Genomic DNA, 22,128 nt, shown 5'->3' on the forward strand with positions numbered 1-22,128 from the left:
GATTGGCAAGCCAGCATTTTACTTCCCCGGCAAACCCGCTAAGGTCGCCCATTCTTTCGAATTCGCCACGGCGTAAACGAACAGGCAACTACGGTTTTTGAGCGAGAGATTCATGGGCTATCTGTTAATTGTTACCCTGATTCAGGCGTTTTCATTCAGCCTGATTGGCGAGTATCTGGCGGGGCACGTCGACAGTTACTTTGCGGTACTGGTGCGTGTGGTACTGGCGGGGCTGGTATTTATTCCGCTCACACGCTGGCGTCAGGTCGAACCCGGTTTCATGCGCGGCATGCTGTTGATCGGGGCGCTGCAGTTCGGTGTCACCTACGTCTGTCTGTACTTGAGTTTTCGAGTGCTTACGGTTCCGGAGGTGTTGTTATTCACCATCCTGACCCCCCTGCACGTGACCCTAATCGAGGATGCAATCAACCGCCGTTTCAACCCGTGGGCGCTTGTTGCGGCACTGGTCGCCGTTATGGGGGCTGCGGTCATTCGTTTTGACACCATCAGCCCCGAATTTTTCAAGGGCTTCCTGCTCCTGCAACTGGGCAACTTCACTTATGCCGCCGGTCAGGTGATGTACCGGCATCTGGTCGCACGCTACCCGAGCGATTTGCCGCATTACCGGCGCTTCGGTTACTTCTATCTGGGTGCGCTGGCTGTGGTACTGCCTGCTTTTGTGTTGTTCGGCAAAGCCGATTTCTGGCCTGAAGCCCCCTTGCAGTGGGGAGTGCTGGTGTTTCTGGGGCTGGTCTCCACTGCACTTGGCCTGTATTGGTGGAACAAGGGCGCGTGCATGGTCAGTGGCGCGACCCTGGCGGTCATGAACAACGTGCATGTGCCGGTGGGTCTGTTTTTCAGCCTGTTGATCTGGAATCAACACGAGCCTCTGGGGCGGTTGTTCCTGGGCGGGCTGGTGATATTGATTGCCGTCTGGATAAGCCGGCTAGACCGCAGGGCTGTGACGGTCTAAGGTCAATCTCAGTCCATCTATCGCCTTAAGGGAGAGTCGGAATGACAGTCAGGGTGTTGATCTTGCCGGGCCTGTTCAATTCAGGAACAGAGCATTGGCAATCTCACTGGGAGCAGCGCTACAGCGGTTTGCATCGGGTCAAACAGGACAATTGGGAAACCCCCGCCTGTGTTGACTGGGTGCAGAACCTGCATAAAAAAATCACCAAGAGCGAGCGCCCCGTAGTGCTGGTGGGTCACAGCCTGGCGTGTACGCTGATAGCCCGCTGGGCCCAGCAGCACCCCAAGGAGGCAAGGCGGGTGCGCGGGGCGTTGCTGGTGGCACCCAGTGATACCGAGGCCGACAGCTACCCGGCCGGGACCTCAGGCTTTAGCCCCATGCCGCTCAATACCCTGCCTTTTGATGCCATCACCGTAGCCAGTACCAACGACCCCTATGTCACCCGCGAGCGGGCCGAGGCCTTCAGCCAGGCCTGGGGGAGTGAACTGGTATGGTTGGAGAATGCCGGGCATATCAATGGCGAAGGTGGCTATGGCACCTGGCCGCAGGGCATCGAGTTGTTGTTCAAACTCACTGGCGACCCGCAGTTCAAGCACGCCTGAACATGTAGCCGCTGACGAGACAAGAGGCTGCGACAAGCCCCGCAGGGCTTTCAGATTCTCGCAGCCTCTCTGTACTCCTCAGCGGCTACACATCACTCTTCGATCGGTATTCTGGTCAACAGCCCCTTGCGCAGGTCATTGCCGCTTGGTTGCTGGTACACGCTTAAACCGAACTCGGGCAGTACTGACAGCAGATAGTCGAAGATATCGCCCTGAATGCGTTCGTATTCGTCCCACACAGTGGTTCGGGTAAAGCAGTACACCTCCAGGGGTACGCCTTGAGGCGTGGTTTGCAGTTGGCGCACCATGCAGGTCATGTTCGGCTGGATATCGGCATGGCTTTTCAGATAGGCAAGGGCATAGGCGCGGAAAGTACCGATATTGGTCATGCGTCGACGGTTGGCTGACATGGCTGCCACGTTGCCCTGGGCTTCATTCCAGCTTTTGAGTTCGGCTTTCTTGCGATGCAGGTAGTCGCTCAGCAGGCGCACTCCCTCCAGACGTTGCTCCTGCTCATCGGTCAGGAACGCAACATCGCTTGCGTCAATAAACAGGCTGCGCTTGATCCGCCGGCCGCCGGACTGCTGCATGCCGCGCCAGTTCTTGAACGACTCGGACATCAGGCGCCAGGTGGGTATCGAGACAATGGTCTTGTCGAAATTCTGAACCTTGACGGTATGCAGGGTGATATCGATCACATCACCATCGGCCCCGACCTGAGGCATTTCGATCCAGTCGCCAACCCGCAGCAAGTCGTTGCTGGTTAACTGTACGCTGGCCACGAACGACAGCAGGGTATCCTTGTAGACCAGCAGGATAACCGCAGACATTGCCCCCAGCCCGGAAAGCAGCAGCATTGGCGAGCGGTCGATCAGGGTCGCGACAATGATGATGGCCGAGAACACATACAGCAACATTTTGGTCAGCTGAATGTAGCCCTTGATCGGGCGGGTCTTGGCGTAGTTGGTGCGCGAATAGATGTCGAGCAAGGCGTCCAGCAGTGAACTGATAACCCGCGTCAGTACGAAGATGGTGATGGCCAGCGCCAGGTTGCCAAGGAAGTGGCGACCGTTGTCGCTCATGTCCGGCACCAGATTGCGCCCGAACTGCACTATCAGCGAGGGAGTCAGTTGCGCCAGGCGATGGAACACCTTGTGTTCGCGTAAATCATTGATCCAGTGCAGGGCCGGTTGGCGGCCGAGCATTTTGGTCACGCGCAGGATAATAATGCGTGCGATATGACCGGCCAGCAGGGCGACGCCCACGAGAACGATCAGGCCCAGTATGGCCGAAACCCAGGGATGTTGATCCAGATTGGCCCACAGGTCCTGGATTTGGCTCCAGAGTGCTTGAGTATCCATAAGCTAAAACGATATCCGGTAATAAATGGCCATGGGATTAGAGCACTTCAGGGCGATTTGTGGGCCCTGATTGGACTAAAGACCCTAAAAAACCATTTGTTTCACGCCGTTCGTGCAAAGTAACTCGGCCTTGGCGCTCGAAACCGTTACTCTATGCCGCTGATTTTTTGTATTTCTTCGAGGTAGCACCCGTGTTTTCCGATTTCGCCCTGCACGAACGCCTGCTTAAAGCTGTGGCCGAGCTTAAATTTGTCGAGCCTACGCCTGTGCAAGCAGCGGCCATCCCGCTCGCGCTCGAAGGGCGTGACCTGCGGGTTACAGCTCAAACCGGGAGTGGCAAAACCGCCGCTTTCGTACTGCCGATTCTGAATCGTCTGATTGGTCCTGCCAAAATCCGCGTCAGTATCAAAGCGTTGATTTTGCTGCCGACCCGCGAGCTGGCACAGCAAACGCTAAAAGAAGTTGAGCGTTTTTCGCAGTTCACGTTCATCAAGTCCGGTCTGATCACCGGCGGTGAGGACTTCAAGGTTCAGGCGGCCATGCTGCGCAAGGTGCCGGATATCCTGATCGGCACCCCTGGCCGTTTGCTCGAGCAACTGAATGCCGGCAACCTTGACTTGAAAGAAGTTGAAGTTCTGGTACTCGACGAAGCCGACCGCATGCTCGACATGGGTTTCTCCGAAGACGTGCAACGTCTGGTCGATGAGTGCCCGAACCGTCAGCAAACCATGCTGTTCTCGGCCACCACCGGTGGTTCGGGCCTGCGTGAGATGATCGGCAAGGTACTGAACAACCCTGAGCACTTGCAGCTCAACCAGGTCAGCCAGTTGAACGCCACCACGCGTCAGCAGATCATCACGGCAGACCACAACCAGCACAAAGAGCAAATTGTTAACTGGCTGCTGGCTAACGAGACTTATCAAAAAGCCATCGTTTTCACCAACACCCGTGCCATGGCTGACCGCATCTACGGTCGCCTGGTGGCTCAGGAGTACAAGGCGTTCGTCTTGCACGGTGAAAAAGACCAGAAAGACCGCAAGCTGGCCATCGATCGCCTGAAGCAGGGCGGCGTCAAGATTCTGGTGGCTACCGACGTGGCGGCCCGTGGTCTGGACGTTGAAGGCCTGGATCTGGTGATCAACTTCGATATGCCTCGCAGCGGCGACGAGTACGTTCACCGTATTGGTCGTACTGGCCGTGCGGGCAATGATGGCCTGGCGATCTCGCTGATCTGCCATGGTGACTGGAACCTGATGTCCAGCATTGAGCGCTACCTGAAGCAAAGCTTCGAGCGCCGTACCATCAAGGAAGTCAAAGGCGTCTACGGCGGCCCGAAAAACGTCAAGGCTTCGGGTAAGGCTGTTGGTGTGAAGAAGAAAAAGACCGACGCCAAGGGCGTCAAGAAGAAGTCGGGCGCCAAGGCACCGACCAAGCGCAAGATCGCCAACCGCCCGAAGACCGACGCTCTTTCGTTGGTCAGCAAGGACGGCATGGCGCCGCTCAAGCGCCGCAAGCCAGAAGCACCAGCGGCTGAGTAAATCGCTGGCATGGCTCACAAAAAAACCCGGCCTGCGCCGGGTTTTTTGTTGCCTGAAACGCCGCAGATTTTGTGAACGCCGCAATGTCTGCAGGAGCTGGCTTGCCTGCGATGGTGTCATCGTGGGGTGACTGGGAAACCGCGCCGTCTGCATCGCGAGCTAGCCCGCTCCGACAAAACCCGGGCGTTTCAGTAGAACGTCCGCTCGGCCTTAAATGTCAGTAAGCCATCACACTGGGTGTTCTGCCCTGAGTAGGCAGAGCAGTCGCTGCCGTCCAGGCTGGAATCGCTGTAGATCACGTTGAGGTCAATGCCCATCCAGGGGCGCGAGAGTTTGATCGACCAGTCATTGAATGCGCGTACGCTGCCACCGTCGGCAATGGACACCGGTGAGCCCAGTTGGTGGGTGGTGTATTTCATGCTTACGCCGATGCCAAAGGGCTGGTTGACCCCCAGATCGGCAAACAATGTACTGTCGCGGCGCCCCGGATCATTGCTGAAGGCGGCGCCAAAGCGCGTGCCCAGCACGGTGAGGCCTGCAAAGATCTGCTGGCTGTCCAGTGAGTCGACTTTGGGGTAGCTGTAATGGATCACCCCCAGCTCATAGCTCAGGGTCTGGTCAAAGGGGCGCTTGTAACCCAGATACGAATCCACTTCCAGGTTGCTGCCAGGCTTGATGCCCATGGTGGGCGCCCATTGCCCGACATACCAGCCGCTGTCGTGGGTCAGGTCCAGGCCGCCATGAAAGGTCGAGCCGGGGCTGGTGGGCTTGACCAGGCCCTGGGCCATGCTGCGGCTGGGCTGGGTGGCCAGCTTCAGGTCGAAGTCGCCCAGCTCGCGGGAAAACACCTGTGCGTCTGCAATGGTGCTGGTCAGCAGCGTGCTGGCCAGCAACACCGTCCGTGTCAGCATGATCGGCTCCCTATTTGGACTCAAAGGCTTGATTCAGAGCCTTCGGAGCATACGCAGGAATATCGGCAACAAAGTGCCGTTCGTCGATTTATCGATGCGAATCGGGGGCGGGGCAGGGGAACAAAGGGGATAAATCGAGAGTCCTAGCGCCTTGAAGGGCAAAGCGCATAAGGACCAGATGAAGCGAGGGGGTATTACTTCTTGCCGAGCGTGATTTGCTTGGACGGGCCGAAAGTTTGGCCGCTGACGCCTTTGCTGATTTGCTGAATCTCGCCGCCGGATTTCAGGAATGCTTCGATTTGAGCATTGATGGAATCACTGGTTTCAACAGCGGGAGCTGGCTTTGCTTTGCTGGCGGATGCTTTTACACGCATGGCGGCTATTGACCTGTAGAAAATAACTTGGCCAGCGATAGTACCTGAAATACTTGACAATTGCTTGTTAAATATCTTCGTAAAATAATATCGGTGCAGTATGAGTCAGCATGAACGACTGCATAATTGTCGGCTAACTCGCTGTTTTAATTCATAACGTGGGAGGTTTTGTATACGTGTCCGGCCGTGCGCAGATGGCCTTTGAGCATCCGCCAGGCTGACGAGTGGCGTCCAAGGCGCGTTGGAAAAACCTGATAAATCAAACCTTTCGCAGATTTTTTGGATGGCGGGCTGCGGCACTCCAATTTGCCCCCCTAAACTCGGGTAGAATGCCGCCTACGTAATGAGGGTATTGGACATGGCTTTAATCGGTCGCTACAACAGTTTGCAAGTGGTTAAACATACAAACTTCGGTTTGTATCTGGATGGTGGGGCTGACGGCGAAATCCTGTTGCCCAATCGTTATATTCCAAAAGATATTCCCAGCGAAGATGAAGACTGGCTCAACGTCTTTGTTTATTTGGACAGCGCTGACAAGTTAATTGCCACCACTGAAAAACCAAAAGTTCAAGTCGGTGAATTTGCCAGCTTGAAAGTGGTTGAAGTTAACAGCATCGGCGTATTCCTCGATTGGGGTTTACCAAAAGATTTGCTGTTGCCGTATTCCGAAGAAAAGCGCCAGATGACCGCCGGCGAATATGTCGTGGTGCACGTCTACCTCGACAAGCACACGCGTCGTATCACCGCGACTGCCCGTCTGGACCGCTACCTGGACAAAACCCCGGCCAATTATCAGGTCGGCCAGGAAGTTGATCTGTTGGTGGCCGAGGCCACGGACATGGGCTTTAAAGCCGTGATCAACAACAAGCACTGGGGTTTGATCCACAAGAATGAAATCTTCAAGTTCATGCGTGCGGGCAAGCAGGAAAAGGGCTACATCAAGGAAGTCCGTGCGGACGGCAAGATCAGCCTGAGTCTGCAACCGGTTGGCCAGGAAGCAGCCAGCAGCCTGAATTCGAAGATCCTCAGCAAGTTGCGCGACAACAACGGTGTGCTCGCCGTGAGCGACAAAAGTGCCCCTGAAGTCATCAGTACTCATTTTGGCGTCAGCAAGGGCAACTTCAAGAAAGCCATTGGTGCGCTCTACAAGGAAGGCAAGATTGCGATCCACCCGGACCGTATCGAACTGATCTGATCCAACACGAGGGGCTGGCGACATGAGCAAGGCAGTGTGGGCGTATATTGGTGCGTTACTGGCTTTTCTGGTGCTTGACGGCCTGTGGCTGGGCCTGCTTATGAGCTCTACCTATAAAGAGCTGTTGGGTTCGTTGATGCTGGCTCAACCCAAGTGGGGCCCGGCCATCGTGTTTTACCTGCTGTATGTGCTGGGCGTGGTGTTCTTTGTGGTGTTGCCGGCCCTTGCCCGGGCCAGTGCGCGCAGGGCTGCTCTGGCAGGTGCGTTTTTCGGGCTGGTGGCTTATGGCACCTATGACATGACGAACTGGGCCACGCTGCAAGGCTGGTCGCCCCAGTTGGCATTGATGGACATGGCCTGGGGCGGGTTACTGACCTGTCTTGCAGCCCTGTCGGGTTATTGGGCGGCACGCAAGCTGGCGTCCTGATTGTTTCGACCTTTTTAGGTGTGGCTTTTTTCGGGTGAACTATGAGTGTTTCGCGGCGAGCAACGGATGCTTTCGCACTGCAAGTGATGCTGGGATTGTGCCTGATCTGGGGTGTGCAACAGGTCATCATCAAGCTGGCGGCACCCGATATCGCACCCGTGATGCAGGCCGCCATGCGCTCCGGTATTTCAGCACTGCTGGTTGGGCTGCTGATCTGCTGGAAGGGTGGCTGGAGCCAGGTGCCTGCCACCTGGCGTGGCGGTTTACTGGCAGGCAGCTTGTTCGGCCTGGAGTTCTTCTTTATTTCCGAAGGCCTGCAACTGACCAGTGCCGCGCATATGTCGGTATTTCTCTATACCGCGCCCATTTTCACCGCACTCGGGATTAACTGGCTGTTGCCCAGCGAGCGCTTGCGGCCTTTGCAATGGCTGGGGATATTGCTTGCGTTTGCCGGGATTGCCTTCTCATTCGCGGGCGGTATGTCGTTTGCTGACATGGACCGCAACGTGCTGCTGGGCGATGCCTACGCCATTCTGGCGGGCATGGCCTGGGGCGCGACCACGGTGGTGGTGCGCGGCTCGCGGTTGTCGGAGGCACCTGTGACCCTGACCCTGTTCTATCAGTTGATTGTCGGTTTTTTCGGCCTGCTGGTGATTGCCGCTTTCAGCGGCCAGATCAGCCACGTCAGCCTGACCACCGTGGCGGTGGCCAGTGTGCTGTTTCAAGGGCTGGTCGTGTCGTTCTTCAGTTATCTGGTGTGGTTCTGGTTACTCAAGCGTTATATGGCTTCCAACTTGGCGGTGTTCTCCTTCATGACCCCGCTGTTCGGAGTGACATTCGGTGTGCTGGTGCTGCATGAGCCTCTGAGCGTCAACTTTGTGGTGGGCGCAGTGCTGGTGCTGTGCGGTATTACGTTTGTCAGCGCCGAGCAGTGGGTGCGTCGCAAAGTGCGTGCTCTGCTGGGGGGCTGACCGACTGCCAGGCCAGAGTGCCCGCTAGCAGCAGCCCGCTGGCCGCGATGATCAGTGCCGGTTGCAAGCCGCCGCTGAAATGGCTGCTCAGTGCAGCCAGCAATGGCCCGCACAGTTGGCCCACGGCGAAACAGGCGGTCAGCATGGCCGCATTGCGCGCTGTGGCATTGGGCGCCAGATCCCGTGAGCACTGCATCACCAGCGGCATGCAGGCCAGAAACGGCGTGCCGCAGAGGATTACACCAAGTGCCAGCCCCGCGCTGCTCGGAAGCAGGCACGCCAGCACACCAAGCGCTTGAATCCATAACCCGCCCATCAGCCAGAAGCGCGTGGTAGCAGGGCGCGGCCGACGAAAGCTGATCAGTGTCACGCCAATGGCAGCACATAGCCCGAATGCTGGCCAGAACAGATCGGCTTGCCACTGGCCATGAAACCGGGCATTGGCCATCTGGGATAAAAATGTCGCCGGGATGATATAGCCCAGGCCATAGAGCCCATAAATTGCTCCCAGACGGGCGATCCCGGGTTGCCGGTTATCGGGCTGCATCGTTTGAGGCCGGGCGGCAAGTGCAGCGGGTTGCGGTAGCGCGGGCAAAATCACCAGCAACATCAGCAGTGCCGCCAGGGCATAAATCATCCAGAGCGCGGCCGAGTCTTGCCCGGTTAAATTGGCGGCCAGGGCCAGCAGTCCGGTCAGCATCACCCCGAGACCGGGCCCGGCAAAAACCAGAGCGCCCAGACGCGGTCGATTGGCGGTGATAGCGATGTGCTGACTCAGTGCGGTGATCATCACCATCACCCAGGCACTGGCGATCCCGGAGCCGAATCGTAATAACAGATGCGCCCAAAACCCCTGGGCCCAGTACGACGCCAGCGTCAGCCCAACGCACAGCCACAGGCCTGTATGCAATCGATTACGCACCTGGTCGGGGCGCCTGGCGCGCATGGCATCCAGGGCGCCGAGCAGGTAACCCAGGTAGTTGGCGGCGGCAATCAGTCCTGCGCCGGTCAGGTCGATCTGGCCTTCGCTGATCAGGTGCGGCAGTTGAGGCGTCAGGGAAAAACGGCCAATGCCCATGGCCATCATGAGTGCAACAAGGCTGGCGAGCAGGCGAATCAGGGGTGACATGCTGGGATTTCCCGATAGTGAACAATGACCGTCAGGCTAGTGGCATTTGACTTTCTCTAAAAATGAATAATAGTGATCTACTTATTCTGTTTTGGAGAATCGTGTGGAGTTCAGCCAATTACGTATTTTTCAGGCCGTGGCTGAAGAAGGGTCGATCACCCGTGCGGCTGAGCGTCTGCACCGAGTGCCTTCCAACCTGTCGACCCGGCTCAAGCAACTGGAAGAGCAGATGGGGGTCGAACTGTTTATGCGTGAGCGTCAGCGCTTGCAGTTATCTCCGGCAGGGCAGGTGCTGCTGGACTACACCGCACGTTTGTTTGCCCTGCACGATGAAGCGCTGAGCGCGGTGCAGGGTGGCGTGCCTTCGGGCAAGTTCACCCTGGGCACCATGTACAGCACTGCGGCAATCCATTTGCCGAACCTGCTGGCGCACTACCATCGCACCTACCCGGCGGTGAATCTGCATGTGCAATCGGCACCCAGCGGCGAGTTGCTCGAAGGGCTGCTGGGCGGGCGCCTGGATGCCGCCTTGGTGGATGGCCCGCTGGAGTTGGCAGGCCTGGACGGGGTGGAGTTTTGTGACGAGCGCCTGGTACTGATCAGTGATCTGGATCATCCGCAGATCACCCACGCCAAGGATGTGCAGGGGCGCGAAGTGTTTACTTTTCGCCAGGGCTGTTCTTATCGGGCCCGGCTTGAAGCCTGGTACGCCAGTGATCGCGCAGCCATGGGCCGGGTAATGGAGATTGAATCCTATCAAGGCATGCTGGCGTGCGTGGCGGCGGGGTCGGGGGTCGCATTGATGCCGGCTTCGATGCTGGCCAGCTTGCCGGGGCGTGAAAATGTCCGTGTACACCCTTTGAAACAACCTTTTGCATGCGCCACGACCTGGCTGATGTGGCGAAAAGGCATGACGGGGGCAAACCTGAATGCCTGGATACAGCTGCAACAGGCCCGTTCGCTGCCAGTTCATGATTAATCGCTGCAACTTCAAGTGCTGGCCTGAATCCGATGTATGGGGCGACTTAGCCTAAAGTTCATTGACCTTAAGCAAGCATCTTGTAGTACTTAGGACTATTATCTGTACGAAGCGACCACTGAATTCCCGTCGCTCGAGTGACCCCAAGGGGGATATATGAAAGACAAACTGCAAACCTGGCTCCATGACCTGGGCGTGGCCCTCGGCCTGATCGAGCCGCCAATGCAACCTGTGCCTATCCCTGTCGAGGATCCGCGTCGTCGTCCGCAACGTCGCCGCTAAAGTTGCGTTTGCGTCGCGTGCTGTTCACGGCTCCCGGTGATTGCCGGTGAGAGGGGTGAAGGGCTGCAGGCAACACAAGGGCAGTGTGAACTGCCCCCATCCATCAGGGCTTGTCAGCCCATGGTAAAACGCACGCTGTAGTTTAGCGGCGCCTGGTCTGTTTTCTCCGTTATTCGCGCTTCACATTTCGCATCATCCATACCCGTCGAGGTTGCACTGGCAGATCGTGTAGAGCTCAGTGTGGGTTTGAATACGCCAAATGACTGGGTAACCCGCAGTGCTGTGTTAAAGGTGCATTCCCGATTGCCATTGGCGTATGAAAAGACTTCGCGAAGTATCGCAGGGGTTTTGCGCGGGTAGCCGAAGCTGGTTTTATAGCTGACTGCAATCGAATGCTCGCTTAACGGATCGACATCAAAGTAGCCAGGTTCGACCAGCGACAGGTTCCAGTTTGAACGATTGAGTTTGAGCGGCCCGGAGGTGTTGTTGATGATCTCGAATGTCAGTGTGGTGACATCGGCTTGAGCATTCATGCCGGTGAGCATCGTGGTGGTGGCCACCACGGCAATAGCCAGGTACGTCTTGAAGTGGGTCATGGTGTTAAGTCCATTTAATCAATCACAGGTAGTTTGAAGTTGAGCGGCTACATCCCCTGTAGCCGCTTTTCAAGCGTAGTTGGACTGACTAATGGGCTGGCAGCGACAAGGCGCTGCGTGAGCGGGGTATTGGTGTTTGCGGTTGTATGAAATGAGATCGGCAGAAAAACGGGTACGAACAGGAACGTCGGACCCGCTCAAGAAAGACCTTCTCAGGCGACGCTGGCCACCGCCACAGGGCGCCGATCTATCAGGCTGACCAGCACAAAGCTTGCCAGTGCCACGGCCAGGCTGTAGTAGATCGGGGTGTTGGCGTCCAGGCCGTCCTTGATCATGAATATCAATGCGGTGATAAAACCCAGGCTCATGCTGGAGATGGCGCCCGCTGTAGTGGCGCGTTTCCAGAAAATCGCGCCGATCAATGGCACCAGCATGCCGCCCACCAGCAGGTTGTAGGCCAGGGTCAGGGCGCTGATCACATCAGACACCACCAGCGCGATACCCAGTACGGCAATGCCCGTCAGCAGGGTAAACAGGCGGTTGATCCGCAGGCTCGACTGCTTGCCGCCGCGCAGCCTTGGCAACAGGTCTTCGGTCAGTACGGTGGAGGCTGCCAGCAAACCGGCGCTGGCGGTGGACATCATGGCCGCCAGTGCTGCTGCAATCACCAACCCGCGAATACCGTCTGGCAGCGACACTTTGACGATGGCGGCAAAGGCGTTGTTGACGTTATCCAGATCGGGAATCAGCACGTGTGCGGCCATGCCGATCAGTGCACAGGTCAGGCCATAGAGGATGCAGTAGAACCCGGCGAATGTGCCGGCATACTTGGCCACTTTGGCAGTTTTGGCGGTGAACACCCGTTGCCAGATGTCCTGGCCGATCAGGATGCCGAAAAAATAAATCATGAAGTAGGTGATGATCGTGTCCCAGCCGATGCTGGTGAAACTGAAGTTCGAGGCTGGCAACTTGCTCACCAGTTCGTCCCAGCCGCCGACGCGGTACAGGCAGATGGGCAGCAGCACGAACATCAGGCCGACCGTCTTGATCACGAACTGGACGATGTCGGTCAGGGTCAGCGACCACATGCCGCCCACGGTGGAGTAGATCACCACCACGCCACCACCGATCAATACCGAGATCCAGAAAGGCAGGCCGAACAGCACTTCCAGAACGGTGCCGATGGCCAGGATTGAGGTCACACCGATCATCAGTGCGTAGGCCAGCATGATCACTGCACTGGCCTGGCGGGCCATCGGGTTGTAGCGTTTTTCCAGCACCTGGGTGACGGTAAAAATTTTCAGTTTGAGCAGCGGCTTGGCCAAAAACAGGTTCAGCGCGATGATCCCGCAACCCAGAGCGGCACATAGCCAGAAGCCGGAAATCCCGTGTACATAGCCCAGGCGCACGGTGCCGACGGTAGAGGCACCGCCCAAAACGGTGGCGGCCATCGTGCCCATATACAGCGTGGGCCCCAGATTTCGTCCGGCAACCAGATAGTCTTCGTGGGTTTTGGCCTTGCGCATGCCGTAGTAACCGAGCACCAGCATTGCCGCTGCGTAGATAAGGACGACCAGTAGATCTAGAGCCATGATGGCGAATCTCCGATTATTTTTTTTATGGATGCAGCTAAAGCACGGTGGCTTGGTGCCATAAGCGGAAGGCTTGCTGGCACCGCAGAGATGTCCTTATCGATGTACTACGCCGGGCAGCACGCAGAGCATTTCGTAGAGCAGGTTGGCGCCCAGTAATGAAGTGTTGCCGGTGGTGTCGTACGGCGGCGAGACTTCTACCAGATCGCAGCCGACCAGGTCGAGGCCCTGGCAACCGCGGATCACCTCCATTGCCTGGATGGTGGTCAGGCCGCCGATTTCCGGGGTGCCGGTGCCCGGCGCCCAGGCCGGGTCGATGCCGTCGATATCAAAGCTCAGGTACACCGGGCCGTTACCGACTTTCTCGCGCACTTCGGCCATCAATGGCGTCAGGGATTTATGCCAGCACTCTTCGGCCTGCACCACGCGGAACCCTTGTTTGCGGCTCCAGTTGAAGTCCTCAGCGGTATAGCCCTGGGCACGCAGGCCGATCTGCACCACGCGGTCACAGTCCAGCAGACCTTCTTCCACGGCGCGGCGGAAGGTGGTGCCGTGGGCGATTTTCTCGCCAAACATGTGATCGTTTACATCGGCATGGGCATCGATATGCACCAGGCCAACCTTGCCGTGCTTTTTATGGATGGCCCGCAGGATGGGCAGGGTGATGGTGTGATCACCGCCCAGGGTCATGGGGATGACATCGTGTTCAAGGATTTCGTCGTAGGCTTCTTCGATGATGCGCACGGCGTCCAGCAGGTTGAAGGTGTTGATCGCCACATCGCCGATATCGGCAACCGACAATGAATCAAAGGGGGCGGCGCCGGTGGCCATGTTGTACGGGCGGATCATTACCGATTCGGCGCGGATTTCGCGGGGGCCGAAGCGGGTGCCGGCGCGCAGCGAAGTGCCGATATCCAGGGGCACACCGACAAAAGCAGCGTCAAGGCCGGCGGCCGATTGCAGGTGGGGCAGGCGCATCATGGTGGCGATGCCGGCGAAGCGCGGCATTTCATTACCGCCCAGTGGTTGATGAAGAATTTTGTCCACGGGTAAGGCCTCGTCGTTTTGTAGGAGTTATGGCGCTCGATTCTGCGAAAGGTACGAGGCGGGAAGAATCGCTGCGAACAAATACTTAGTTCAGGTTTTTCTAAACTGATAGCGGTAGACTTTGATCATTCATCATTGCCTGTGGGGGCGGGCTTGCTCGCGAATGCATCACCACAGAGCAGGCTGAAACCCGGGCGCCTGTATCGCGGGCAAGCCCGCTCCCACGGTGGAAAGTGAGTTACTGATGGCCAACGCTTTACCCGATCTGAAACTATTGCGAATTTTTGCCAGCGTGGTCAGGCACCAGGGGTTCGCCAATGCCCAGCAGGCGCTCAACCTCTCGACGTCTGCCATCAGCACTTATATGAGCCAGCTTGAAACCAATCTGGGGCTGGTGCTGTGCCATCGCGGTCGTGGCGGGTTCAGCCTGACCAGCAAGGGCGAGTTGTTCCATCAGGAAACCCTGCGCCTGCTGGGCGAACTGGAAGGTTTCGAGCAATACGCGGCAGCGCTCAAGGGTGAGTTGCGCGGTACCCTGAACCTGGGTGTGATCGACTCGACGGTCAACGACAAGGCCTTGCCCTTTGCCGAGGCCATTGGTGCCTATAGCCAGGAGCATCCAGCGGTGCACCTGCATTTATCGGTGATGAGCCCGTATGAATTGCAGCTCGGGGTTCAGGACAATCGCCTGGACCTGGCCATCGGAGCGTTTTCCACGCGCATGAGCGGGCTGGTCTACCAGCCGTTGTACCGCGAGCAGCACTGGCTGTACTGCAGCACGCGACACCCTCTGTTCAGTGAACGGCGTATCCCCGGGCCGGTGATTACCCAGCAGCGGATGGTCGGGCGCGGCTACTGGAGCCAGGCTGAACTGGCGCGCCACGGCTTCAAGCACAGCGCCGCGACGGTGGACAGCATGGAGGCACAGCTGATTCTGGTGCTCTCGGGCGCCTACATCGGTTACCTGCCCGAACACTATGCCGAGCCCTGGGTGGAGAAGGGTGACCTGCGCGTGCTGCTCCCCGCGACCTTTGGCTATCAGGCGCCGTTCTCGATGATCGTGCGCCGTGGTCGCAGCCGCGAACCCTTGATCCAGACGTTTCGCGACCTGCTCAAAGCCCAGCTTCATAAACCTTGAACGAGCCCGTTTACTCTATGTCCCGAGCCCAATGCCCGCGCTGTATGCGCCCGCAGTCCCACTGCCTGTGCGAACTTATTCCACAACTGGCAAGCCGTACCCGCGTGTTGCTGTTGCAGCACCCCAGTGAGGTCAATCACGCACTGAACACCGCCCGACTGGCAGCCTTGGGGCTGACCAACGCACAATTGGTGGTTGGCGAGGTGTTCGAAGATTTGGCAACCTTGCTCAACCCGCCGGGGTATCGGGCGCGGTTATTGTTCCCCGGTGACGATGCGCAACTGATCGTGGCCGATGTTGTCGGCGAGCAAGACCTGCCGTTGCTGTTGGTGGTACCCGATGGCACCTGGCGCAAAGCGCGCAAGTTGCTGCACCTTAATCCGCTGCTGGCGCAATTGCCGCGGGTGACGTTGCCCGAGGGCGCTGTGTCACGTTACCGGTTGCGCAAGGCGCCGGGGCCGGGTGCCCTGTCTACTTTGGAAGCGATTGTGCAGGCGCTGGAAATTCTGGAGCCGGCCACCTCGTTCACGCCGTTGCTGCGCCCGTTCGAGGCGCTGATTGAAGGCCAGATCGAAGCGATGGGCGCCGATACCTATCTGAAAAATCACGGGCACAAGTCGTAATCTGTGGGCGCGGGCTTGCTCGCGATGCAGGTTGCGGGGTATGTCAGGGAAACCGAGTTGGGGCGATCGCGAGCAAGCCCGCTCCCACAGGGTTTCAGGGTTTTTCGAGGGTTTTTTGTCGCAGGATGTAGATGCTCACCAGCACGGCACTGGTCAGCATAAAGCCCCGGGCCCATGGCAAGGGTACCAGGTAGCAGGACAGGCCAATGCTCAGCCACATCAGGCCAATGGCGTAGACCTTGCCCTTGAGCGGGATGCCATTACCGTCCAGGTAGTCGCGGATCCATGGCCCGAGCCGTGGGTGCTCGACCAGCCATTGATAAAAACGCGGCGAACTGCGCGCAAAGCATGCGGCAGCCAATAGCAGAAAGGGGGTTGTAGGCAGTACCGGCAGAAATATGCCGATCACCCCCAGGGCTACGCTCAGCCAGCCGATGGCAAACAAAGCGTAGCGCAGCAACCGCGGGCGGTTGCCGAGTGGGGGCTGAACCACTAAAGGATCAGTGGTGGCGCGGTTTGAGGATCGCCGGCTTTTCGTCTGGCGCCTGGCACAGCAGGTACAGGGCGGTCAGCGCTTCCGGAATCTGAACGATCATGTCGTCCATCAGGTTGGCATCTTTGGCGATGTCTTCGAATTCTGGCTGATCATCGAACAGGCCCGAGCCCACCATGATTGGCAGCAGCATTTCGCTGACTTCTTCTTCGGCGGTTTCGAACCAGGCGGCTTCGCGCATGAATACGCCTTCCATAAAGCCTACACACCAGCCGCGCAGGTCGGAATCATCCGGCTCGTCGCCCAGATCCAGGTCGCATGGCAGTTCGAACTCTTCATCGGACGCCAGTTGACGGGCGATGTGAGCCTTGAGCTGGATCAGCGTGCCTTCGATTTCGGTGCGCTGGGCGTCGTCCTTGTAGTGCGGGGCTTCGGAGAAGATCGCGTCGATCCATTCGCGCTCTGGCACTTCCTCGGAACAGATGGACAGGGCAGTCAGATAGCCGTGGGTGGCCACGTAGTCCAGCGCCTCGTCATGCAGCTCGTCGGCGTCGAGGAAGGCTTGCAGGCGGGTTAGTTGCTCAGCGAAGGACATTAAGTGTTACCTAGTAAATAAACGATAGTGAATTCTAGGCTTTCTTGAGCTTCCAAGCCAGTCGCAGGGCACATTTGCCATCAGTTCCCGGTTATCGGTGTTGCAATTACACCCCCCGCAGCGGGGGAGTGCTCGGGTATACTGCCGCGTTTTGTGATGCCCTGCGTTAAATGTCGCGTACCGGTGGCCTGGGTCCGAGCCTTTTAGAGGCTTGCGGGCGTAGCGGATCGTGCTGGCGCAGGGGTGTTTCGGCGATTTCTGGAGTTTCTATGCTCGAACAGGCTCAACGCGTACTCAAAGACATCTTCGGCTACGACAGTTTCCGTGGCCGCCAGGGTGACATTATTGAGCGCGTGGCCAATGGTGGCGACGCCCTGGTGCTGATGCCCACCGGCGGCGGCAAGTCCCTGTGCTTCCAGGTGCCGGCCTTGCTGCGCGATGGCCTGGCCGTGGTGGTATCGCCGCTGATTGCCTTGATGGACGACCAGGTCGCGACCCTTGAGGAACTCGGGGTGGCCGCGGCGTCCTTGAATTCGACCCTGAGTGCCGAGCAGCAGCGCGAGCTGGCCAACCGTATCAAGCGCGGCGAAGTCAAGATGCTCTATCTTGCGCCGGAGCGTCTGGTGCAGCCGCGCATGATGGCGTTTTTGCAGAGCCTGGACATCGCCTTGTTTGCCATCGACGAAGCTCACTGCGTATCGCAATGGGGTCACGACTTCCGCCCTGAATACCTGCAGCTGGGCCAACTGGCTGAAGTGTTTCCCAATGTGCCGCGAATTGCCCTGACGGCCACGGCCGACAAGCGCACCCGCGAAGAGATCGTCACTCGCCTGCATTTGCAGAATGCCGAACGCTTTTTGTCGAGCTTCGACCGTCCCAATATTTTCTATCGCATCGTGCCCAAAGAGCAGCCGCGCAAGCAGTTGCTGGCGTTCTTGTCGGAGCGTCGCAGCGATGCGGGCATCGTCTACTGCCTGTCCCGTAAAAAAGTCGATGAAGTCGCGCAGTTCCTCTGCGATCAGGGGTTCCCGGCCTTGCCGTATCACGCCGGCTTGCCCAGCGACACCCGGGCTGCCAACCAGAAGCGCTTCCTCAACGAGGAAGGGCTGATCATGGTAGCCACCATTGCGTTCGGTATGGGCATCGACAAGTCCAACGTGCGTTTCGTTGCGCATCTGGACTTGCCCAAGTCGCTAGAGGCGTATTACCAGGAAACCGGCCGCGCAGGCCGTGATGGTCTGCCGGCGGATGCCTGGATGGCCTACGGCCTGCAAGACGTGGTGATGCTCAAGCAGATGCTGCAAAACTCCGAAGGCGACGAGCGACACAAGCGTCTGGAGCACCACAAACTCGACGCCATGCTGTCGCTGTGCGAAGAAACCCGCTGCCGCCGTCAGACCCTGCTCGCTTACTTTGATGAAGAAATGCCACAACCCTGCGGGCATTGCGACAACTGCGTGGACGGCGTGCAGACCTGGGATGCCACCGAGCCAGCGCGTCAGGCGCTGTCAGCGATTTATCGCACGGGCCAACGTTATGGTACCGGACACTTGATCGACGTGTTGCTGGGTCGCGAAAACGAAAAAGTCCGCAGCTTTGGCCATCAACATCTGTCTGTTTTTGGTGTGGGCAAAGCCCGCGCCGAAGGCGAGTGGCGCACGCTTTTCCGCCAGCTGGTGGCCCGTGGTCTGGCTGACATCGATATTGAAGGCTACGGCGGCCTGCGCCTGAGCGACAGCTGCCGGCCGTTGCTGCGTGGCGAAGTGACCCTGGAGCTGCGTCGCGAGCTCAAGCCGCAAACCTCGGTCAAGAGCAGCTCTGCCAGCCCGGCCAGCCAGCTGGTGCGTGGCGAAGAGCGCGAACAGTGGGAAGCCCTGCGTGCCCTGCGGCGCAAACTGGCCGAGGAGCACGGCGTACCGCCCTATGTCATCTTCCCCGACTCCACGCTGCTCGAAATGCTGCGCAGCCAGCCCACCTCGATGTCCGAGATGGCCAGGGTCAGCGGCGTCGGTGCACGCAAGCTGGAGCGTTATGGCGAGGCATTCCTCGAAGTGCTGGGCGGGCAGGGCGAAACACCGAAGGTGGTGGCCGATATCCGCCACGAATTGATCAGCCTGGCCCGCGCCGGCATGACTCCGCTGCAGATCAGCGGGCAATTGCAGTGCTCGGAAAAGAACGTTTACACCATGCTGGCCGAAGCCATAGGTCGTCAGGAGCTGTCGCTGGAGCAGGCACTGGACTTGCCTGAAGAGCTGATGGAGGAAGTGCAGGATGCATTCCTCGATGGTGAAGGCGAGCTGCCGAGTGTGGCCAGCATCGCCGAGCAGTTCAAGGGGCGGGTACCTGAGGGCGTGCTGTATTGCGTGCGTGCAGCCCTGCAATCGGAGTTTGAAATCTAGCTATTACGGGGATTATGTAACGATTGATTGACTTATAGGCCTTGCCTATGAGCAAACGGCATGCTTAGCTGACTAATAATTAGTTTCACTCTATTTTCAGTCTAAACATTGAGTTTTTTATGCCGTTAACCGATCAACACCGTTTTGGTATGCAACTGGCCCAAATGTCCCGTGGTTGGCGTGCCGAGCTGGATCGTCGTCTCGCTGGCCTGGGCCTGTCCCAGGCACGCTGGCTGGTGCTTTTGCATCTGGCCCGTTTTGACGAGGCGCCCACGCAGCGCGAGCTGGCCCAGAGCGTTGGCGTTGAAGGTCCGACACTGGCTCGTCTGCTTGACAGCCTCGAGGCGCAGGGGCTGGTGCAGCGTCACGCGGTGGTTGAAGACCGCCGTGCGAAAAAAATCGTCTTGAGTGATTCTGCCCGCCCGCTGATCGAACAGATCGAAGCCATTGCCACGGCGTTGCGTCAGGAGCTGTTCGTGGGTATTGATGAAGAAGAAGCGCGCATTTGCCTGCGTGTGCACAAGCGGATTCTGGATAACCTCGAAAAGAACTGATCTCACACATCCCTGTTGTGGGAGCGAGCCTGCTCGCGATGGCATCACTGCGGCCTGTCTAAAAGACCACGCTGCCAGCATCGCGAGCAGGCTCGCTCCCACAGTAGTCTGTTTTCAGCCGTCAGAACGTCTGCCCCAGGTTCAGATACAGCGCTTTCTGGTCATCATCGTTGAAGCCGTAGCTGAAGTTCAGCGGACCCAGCGGCGTGTCAAAGCCGATAAAAATGCTCGCCGCATTGATATAGCCGCTGTTGTACTCGTTGTCGTTGTTCCAGGCCCGTCCGCGCTCCAGAGAAGCGCCGGCATACAACGGAAAATCAAACGGCAAATACGAGCGGGGCGTGAGGCGACGATAATAAACGGCGCGCATCAGGCTTATATTCTGCGCCGAAATCGCATCTTCCCTGAAACCCGAGAGTTGTCGTGCCCCGCCGAGCAAGAAGCTCGAGGTGACAATTTCAGTCTTGTCCAGAGTACGTCCGTAACGCCCGCCCAATATCCAGGTATTGGGGCCTGAACTCATGGCTTTGTCCAGTTTGAATTCCCACTGTCGATAGCGCTCATCCGAGCCAAGGCTCGGGTCGAACTGGCGCAGGCTCAGGCTGATGTCTTCTCCTGAATGGGGGAAGTACACGTTATCCAGTGAGTCGAATGAGTACTTCAAATCATAGGATCCCTCTTTGAAGTTGAGGCTCGGCATGTCGCGCTCACCGATGCGTACGTCAGCCTTGCCCCATGCCTCACCGATGCCCAGGCGAATTTCACCGCTGTTACCGATTTGGCGACCAAAGTTAAGACCAAAGCCATAGCGCTCCAGCCGGTACTCGGCAATAGGGTCGTTCTCGTCGATGATTTCCACGTTTTGTGACTGGGCGCGGATATAGGGGGCGACAAAGTAGCGCGAGCCGGCATCCAGGGGCTGGTAAAATTCGCTGTACAGCTCTTGCTTGTCGCCAATCTGCACCCGCGTCAGCCATTCGGCACCCAGCCGGTTGATGCCGTTCACTCGGTAGCTGGCACCAATATTGAAGGCGCTGTCACCGCGCATGTCGTCCGACAGGTTCAGCCCCAGGCGCAGGTAGTCAGTACCGCTGCGCTTGCCTTTGGCGCTGATGACCAGGGTGCGCTCCTTGCCCTTGTGCACCACGCGGTATTGCACCTGGTCGAAGTAATCGAGCCCGTACAACGTGCCCATGTCACGTTGCAGGCGGCCCAGGTCCAGGGGCTCGCCGATGGGCTGGCGAATATAGTAGCGGATTACCGAATCGCCGATTTTCGAGTCGTTTTCGATCTTGATCGCGGTAATCACCGGAGTGCGTTCTTCGGGGGTGCGGGCTTCAGCCAGTTGCACGTCCGTAGGTTGACGCAGGCTGGCGAGGCGTTTCTCAAGCACCTGCGTGGCCCTGTAGCCTGCATTGATGATGTCAAGTGAGCGGCCAAAATCAGTGGCGCCATAGCTGGCCAGGGCGGGCTGAATCAAAATATCGTCAGGCTTCAATGATGCCAGCTGCACTTCTGAATTGCTTCGGGTCATCAGGGTGATCGACTGGTTGAGGATGTCGAACACGGTGTTGAGTTGTTTGCGCCCCCGCAACGGGGTGCCGATATCCACCACAATGACCATGTCCACGCCCATCTCCCGGGCCACATCCACCGGGATATTGTCGACCATGCCGCCATCGACCAACAGCTGGCCGTTGATCTCGACCGGGGCGAATACCGCCGGGATTGACATGCTGGCGCGGATCACCTGGGGCAGATGCCCTTTGCGAAACACCACTTTTTCGCCATTGACGATATCAGTGGCCACGGCGCGGAACGGGATTGGCAGTTTGTCGAAGTCGCGCACATCACTGCTGTGGGCCAGCAGGCTTTCGAGCAGCAATGCCAGGTTCTGGCCCTGAATCACGCCCAATGGCAGGCCCAGGCTGCCATCGTCGCGGAAACTGAGTTGTTGCTTGACCAGAAAGTCGCGGTCATCCTGCTTGCGCCGAAAAGGTATGTCTTCGCGCTCCGGCGCATCGGACAGGGCCTCTTGCCAGTCGATGCTCAGCGCGAGTTTTTCCAGCTCATCGATTTTGTAGCCGGAGGCATACAGACCGCCAATCACTGCGCCCATGCTGGTGCCCGCGATGGCATCGATATGAATGCCCTGTTCTTCCAGGGCCTTTAATACGCCAACGTGGGCCAGGCCACGGGCCGCGCCGCCGGACAGCACAAGGCCGACTTTGGGTTTGGCGGCTTCGGCGGCAAACAGCACCAAAGGGCAAAGACACAGGAACAAACAACAGAGCAGGCGGCGCATCATGAGTCTCTGGGCAAGCGAGAAAGGCGGCTATTATAGCGGCG

At 58.2% G+C, this 22,128-nt stretch carries 22 protein-coding genes; 12 read left to right on the forward strand and 10 right to left on the reverse strand.

Annotation, left to right across the window (positions count from 1 at the left end; genetic code table 11):
- The first annotated feature begins 112 nt into the window (after positions 1-112).
- Positions 113-973, forward strand: coding sequence for a carboxylate/amino acid/amine transporter (locus tag FHL07_RS05775; protein ID WP_095002668.1), 861 nt, complete (start codon positions 113-115; stop codon positions 971-973).
- Between the two features lie 41 nt (positions 974-1,014).
- On the forward strand, positions 1,015-1,575 hold the full coding sequence (locus FHL07_RS05780; protein WP_095002667.1) for an RBBP9/YdeN family alpha/beta hydrolase: 561 nt from the start codon (positions 1,015-1,017) through the stop codon (positions 1,573-1,575).
- A gap of 92 nt (positions 1,576-1,667) precedes the next feature.
- Here the strand turns inward: FHL07_RS05780 and FHL07_RS05785 are convergent, their stop codons facing one another.
- Positions 1,668-2,936 carry a mechanosensitive ion channel family protein gene (locus FHL07_RS05785; RefSeq protein ID WP_095002666.1) on the reverse strand — a complete coding sequence of 423 codons (1,269 nt, stop codon included), beginning with the start codon at positions 2,934-2,936 and terminating at the stop codon, positions 1,668-1,670.
- Between the two features lie 191 nt (positions 2,937-3,127).
- Here FHL07_RS05785 and FHL07_RS05790 point away from each other — a divergent pair, with 191 nt between their 5' ends.
- Positions 3,128-4,474, forward strand: a complete 1,347-nt coding sequence (locus tag FHL07_RS05790) for a DEAD/DEAH box helicase (protein WP_095002665.1) — start codon at positions 3,128-3,130, stop codon at positions 4,472-4,474.
- A 188-nt stretch (positions 4,475-4,662) separates the two neighbouring features.
- Here FHL07_RS05790 and FHL07_RS05795 read toward each other — a convergent pair whose 3' ends face one another.
- Complete coding sequence (locus FHL07_RS05795) at positions 4,663-5,385, reverse strand: TorF family putative porin (protein ID WP_095002664.1); 723 nt, start codon at positions 5,383-5,385, stop codon at positions 4,663-4,665.
- A 194-nt stretch (positions 5,386-5,579) separates the two neighbouring features.
- Positions 5,580-5,759 (reverse strand): hypothetical protein, encoded by a 180-nt coding sequence (locus tag FHL07_RS05800; RefSeq protein WP_016781632.1) that lies wholly within the window; start codon positions 5,757-5,759, stop codon positions 5,580-5,582.
- A gap of 358 nt (positions 5,760-6,117) precedes the next feature.
- Here FHL07_RS05800 and FHL07_RS05805 point away from each other — a divergent pair, with 358 nt between their 5' ends.
- Genes FHL07_RS05805 through FHL07_RS05815 form a run of 3 tightly spaced genes read left to right on the forward strand, consistent with a single transcriptional unit; the run spans position 6,118 to position 8,352 of the window.
- On the forward strand, positions 6,118-6,954 hold the full coding sequence (locus FHL07_RS05805) for a CvfB family protein (protein WP_095002663.1): 837 nt from the start codon (positions 6,118-6,120) through the stop codon (positions 6,952-6,954).
- A 22-nt stretch (positions 6,955-6,976) separates the two neighbouring features.
- The gene (locus tag FHL07_RS05810) at positions 6,977-7,381 is read left to right on the forward strand and encodes a DUF2177 family protein (RefSeq protein WP_095002662.1); all 405 of its coding nucleotides are present in this window, start codon (positions 6,977-6,979) and stop codon (positions 7,379-7,381) included.
- 41 nt (positions 7,382-7,422) lie between these two features.
- Positions 7,423-8,352 carry a DMT family transporter gene (locus FHL07_RS05815; RefSeq protein WP_095002661.1) on the forward strand — a complete coding sequence of 310 codons (930 nt, stop codon included), beginning with the start codon at positions 7,423-7,425 and terminating at the stop codon, positions 8,350-8,352.
- Here FHL07_RS05815 and FHL07_RS05820 read toward each other — a convergent pair.
- Positions 8,300-9,481: an MFS transporter gene (locus FHL07_RS05820; protein WP_138738199.1), complete on the reverse strand. Its 1,182-nt coding sequence runs from the start codon at positions 9,479-9,481 to the stop codon at positions 8,300-8,302. The two genes, FHL07_RS05815 and FHL07_RS05820, sit on opposite strands and share 53 nt — an antisense overlap.
- A gap of 103 nt (positions 9,482-9,584) precedes the next feature.
- Here FHL07_RS05820 and ptrR point away from each other — a divergent pair, with 103 nt between their 5' ends.
- The gene (gene ptrR, locus FHL07_RS05825) at positions 9,585-10,460 is read left to right on the forward strand and encodes a putrescine utilization regulator PtrR (protein WP_095002659.1); all 876 of its coding nucleotides are present in this window, start codon (positions 9,585-9,587) and stop codon (positions 10,458-10,460) included.
- A gap of 156 nt (positions 10,461-10,616) precedes the next feature.
- Entirely contained in the window at positions 10,617-10,742 is a 126-nt protein-coding gene (locus FHL07_RS23905) for a PA1414 family protein (protein WP_254924894.1), read from the forward strand.
- A gap of 113 nt (positions 10,743-10,855) precedes the next feature.
- On the opposite strand, the gene FHL07_RS05830 is transcribed toward FHL07_RS23905, so the two are convergent.
- The 3 genes from FHL07_RS05830 to speB form a co-directional block, all read right to left on the reverse strand.
- On the reverse strand, positions 10,856-11,338 hold the full coding sequence (locus FHL07_RS05830; protein ID WP_095002658.1) for a hypothetical protein: 483 nt from the start codon (positions 11,336-11,338) through the stop codon (positions 10,856-10,858).
- A 212-nt stretch (positions 11,339-11,550) separates the two neighbouring features.
- Complete coding sequence (locus FHL07_RS05835; protein ID WP_095002657.1) at positions 11,551-12,930, reverse strand: sodium:solute symporter; 1,380 nt, start codon at positions 12,928-12,930, stop codon at positions 11,551-11,553.
- 96 nt (positions 12,931-13,026) lie between these two features.
- On the reverse strand, positions 13,027-13,977 hold the full coding sequence (gene speB / locus FHL07_RS05840; RefSeq protein ID WP_095002656.1) for an agmatinase: 951 nt from the start codon (positions 13,975-13,977) through the stop codon (positions 13,027-13,029).
- Positions 13,978-14,221: 244 nt separating this feature from the next.
- On the opposite strand from speB, the gene FHL07_RS05845 reads away from it, so the two are divergent.
- Both FHL07_RS05845 and FHL07_RS05850 read left to right on the forward strand, forming a co-directional pair.
- Entirely contained in the window at positions 14,222-15,115 is an 894-nt protein-coding gene (locus FHL07_RS05845; RefSeq protein WP_095002655.1) for a LysR family transcriptional regulator, read from the forward strand.
- A 17-nt stretch (positions 15,116-15,132) separates the two neighbouring features.
- Entirely contained in the window at positions 15,133-15,738 is a 606-nt protein-coding gene (locus tag FHL07_RS05850; protein WP_095002654.1) for a tRNA-uridine aminocarboxypropyltransferase, read from the forward strand.
- Positions 15,739-15,832: 94 nt separating this feature from the next.
- On the opposite strand, the gene FHL07_RS05855 is transcribed toward FHL07_RS05850, so the two are convergent.
- Together FHL07_RS05855 and FHL07_RS05860 are read right to left on the reverse strand one after the other, a co-directional pair.
- Positions 15,833-16,231 carry a YbaN family protein gene (locus FHL07_RS05855; protein ID WP_169916488.1) on the reverse strand — a complete coding sequence of 133 codons (399 nt, stop codon included), beginning with the start codon at positions 16,229-16,231 and terminating at the stop codon, positions 15,833-15,835.
- 7 nt (positions 16,232-16,238) lie between these two features.
- Positions 16,239-16,826 carry a UPF0149 family protein gene (locus FHL07_RS05860; RefSeq protein ID WP_095025660.1) on the reverse strand — a complete coding sequence of 196 codons (588 nt, stop codon included), beginning with the start codon at positions 16,824-16,826 and terminating at the stop codon, positions 16,239-16,241.
- Positions 16,827-17,095: 269 nt separating this feature from the next.
- On the opposite strand from FHL07_RS05860, the gene recQ reads away from it, so the two are divergent.
- Together recQ and FHL07_RS05870 are read left to right on the forward strand one after the other, a co-directional pair.
- Positions 17,096-19,225: a DNA helicase RecQ gene (gene recQ, locus FHL07_RS05865; protein WP_095002652.1), complete on the forward strand. Its 2,130-nt coding sequence runs from the start codon at positions 17,096-17,098 to the stop codon at positions 19,223-19,225.
- Between the two features lie 119 nt (positions 19,226-19,344).
- Positions 19,345-19,779, forward strand: a complete 435-nt coding sequence (locus FHL07_RS05870) for a MarR family transcriptional regulator (protein WP_095002651.1) — start codon at positions 19,345-19,347, stop codon at positions 19,777-19,779.
- A 121-nt stretch (positions 19,780-19,900) separates the two neighbouring features.
- Here FHL07_RS05870 and FHL07_RS05875 read toward each other — a convergent pair whose 3' ends face one another.
- Entirely contained in the window at positions 19,901-22,084 is a 2,184-nt protein-coding gene (locus tag FHL07_RS05875) for a patatin-like phospholipase family protein (RefSeq protein WP_095018931.1), read from the reverse strand.
- Between the last annotated feature and the right edge of the window lie 44 nt (positions 22,085-22,128).

The organism is Pseudomonas sp. FSL W7-0098 (assembly GCF_005930585.1).
In the GTDB taxonomy this organism is placed as follows: Bacteria; Pseudomonadota; Gammaproteobacteria; order Pseudomonadales; family Pseudomonadaceae; genus Aquipseudomonas; species Aquipseudomonas bubulae.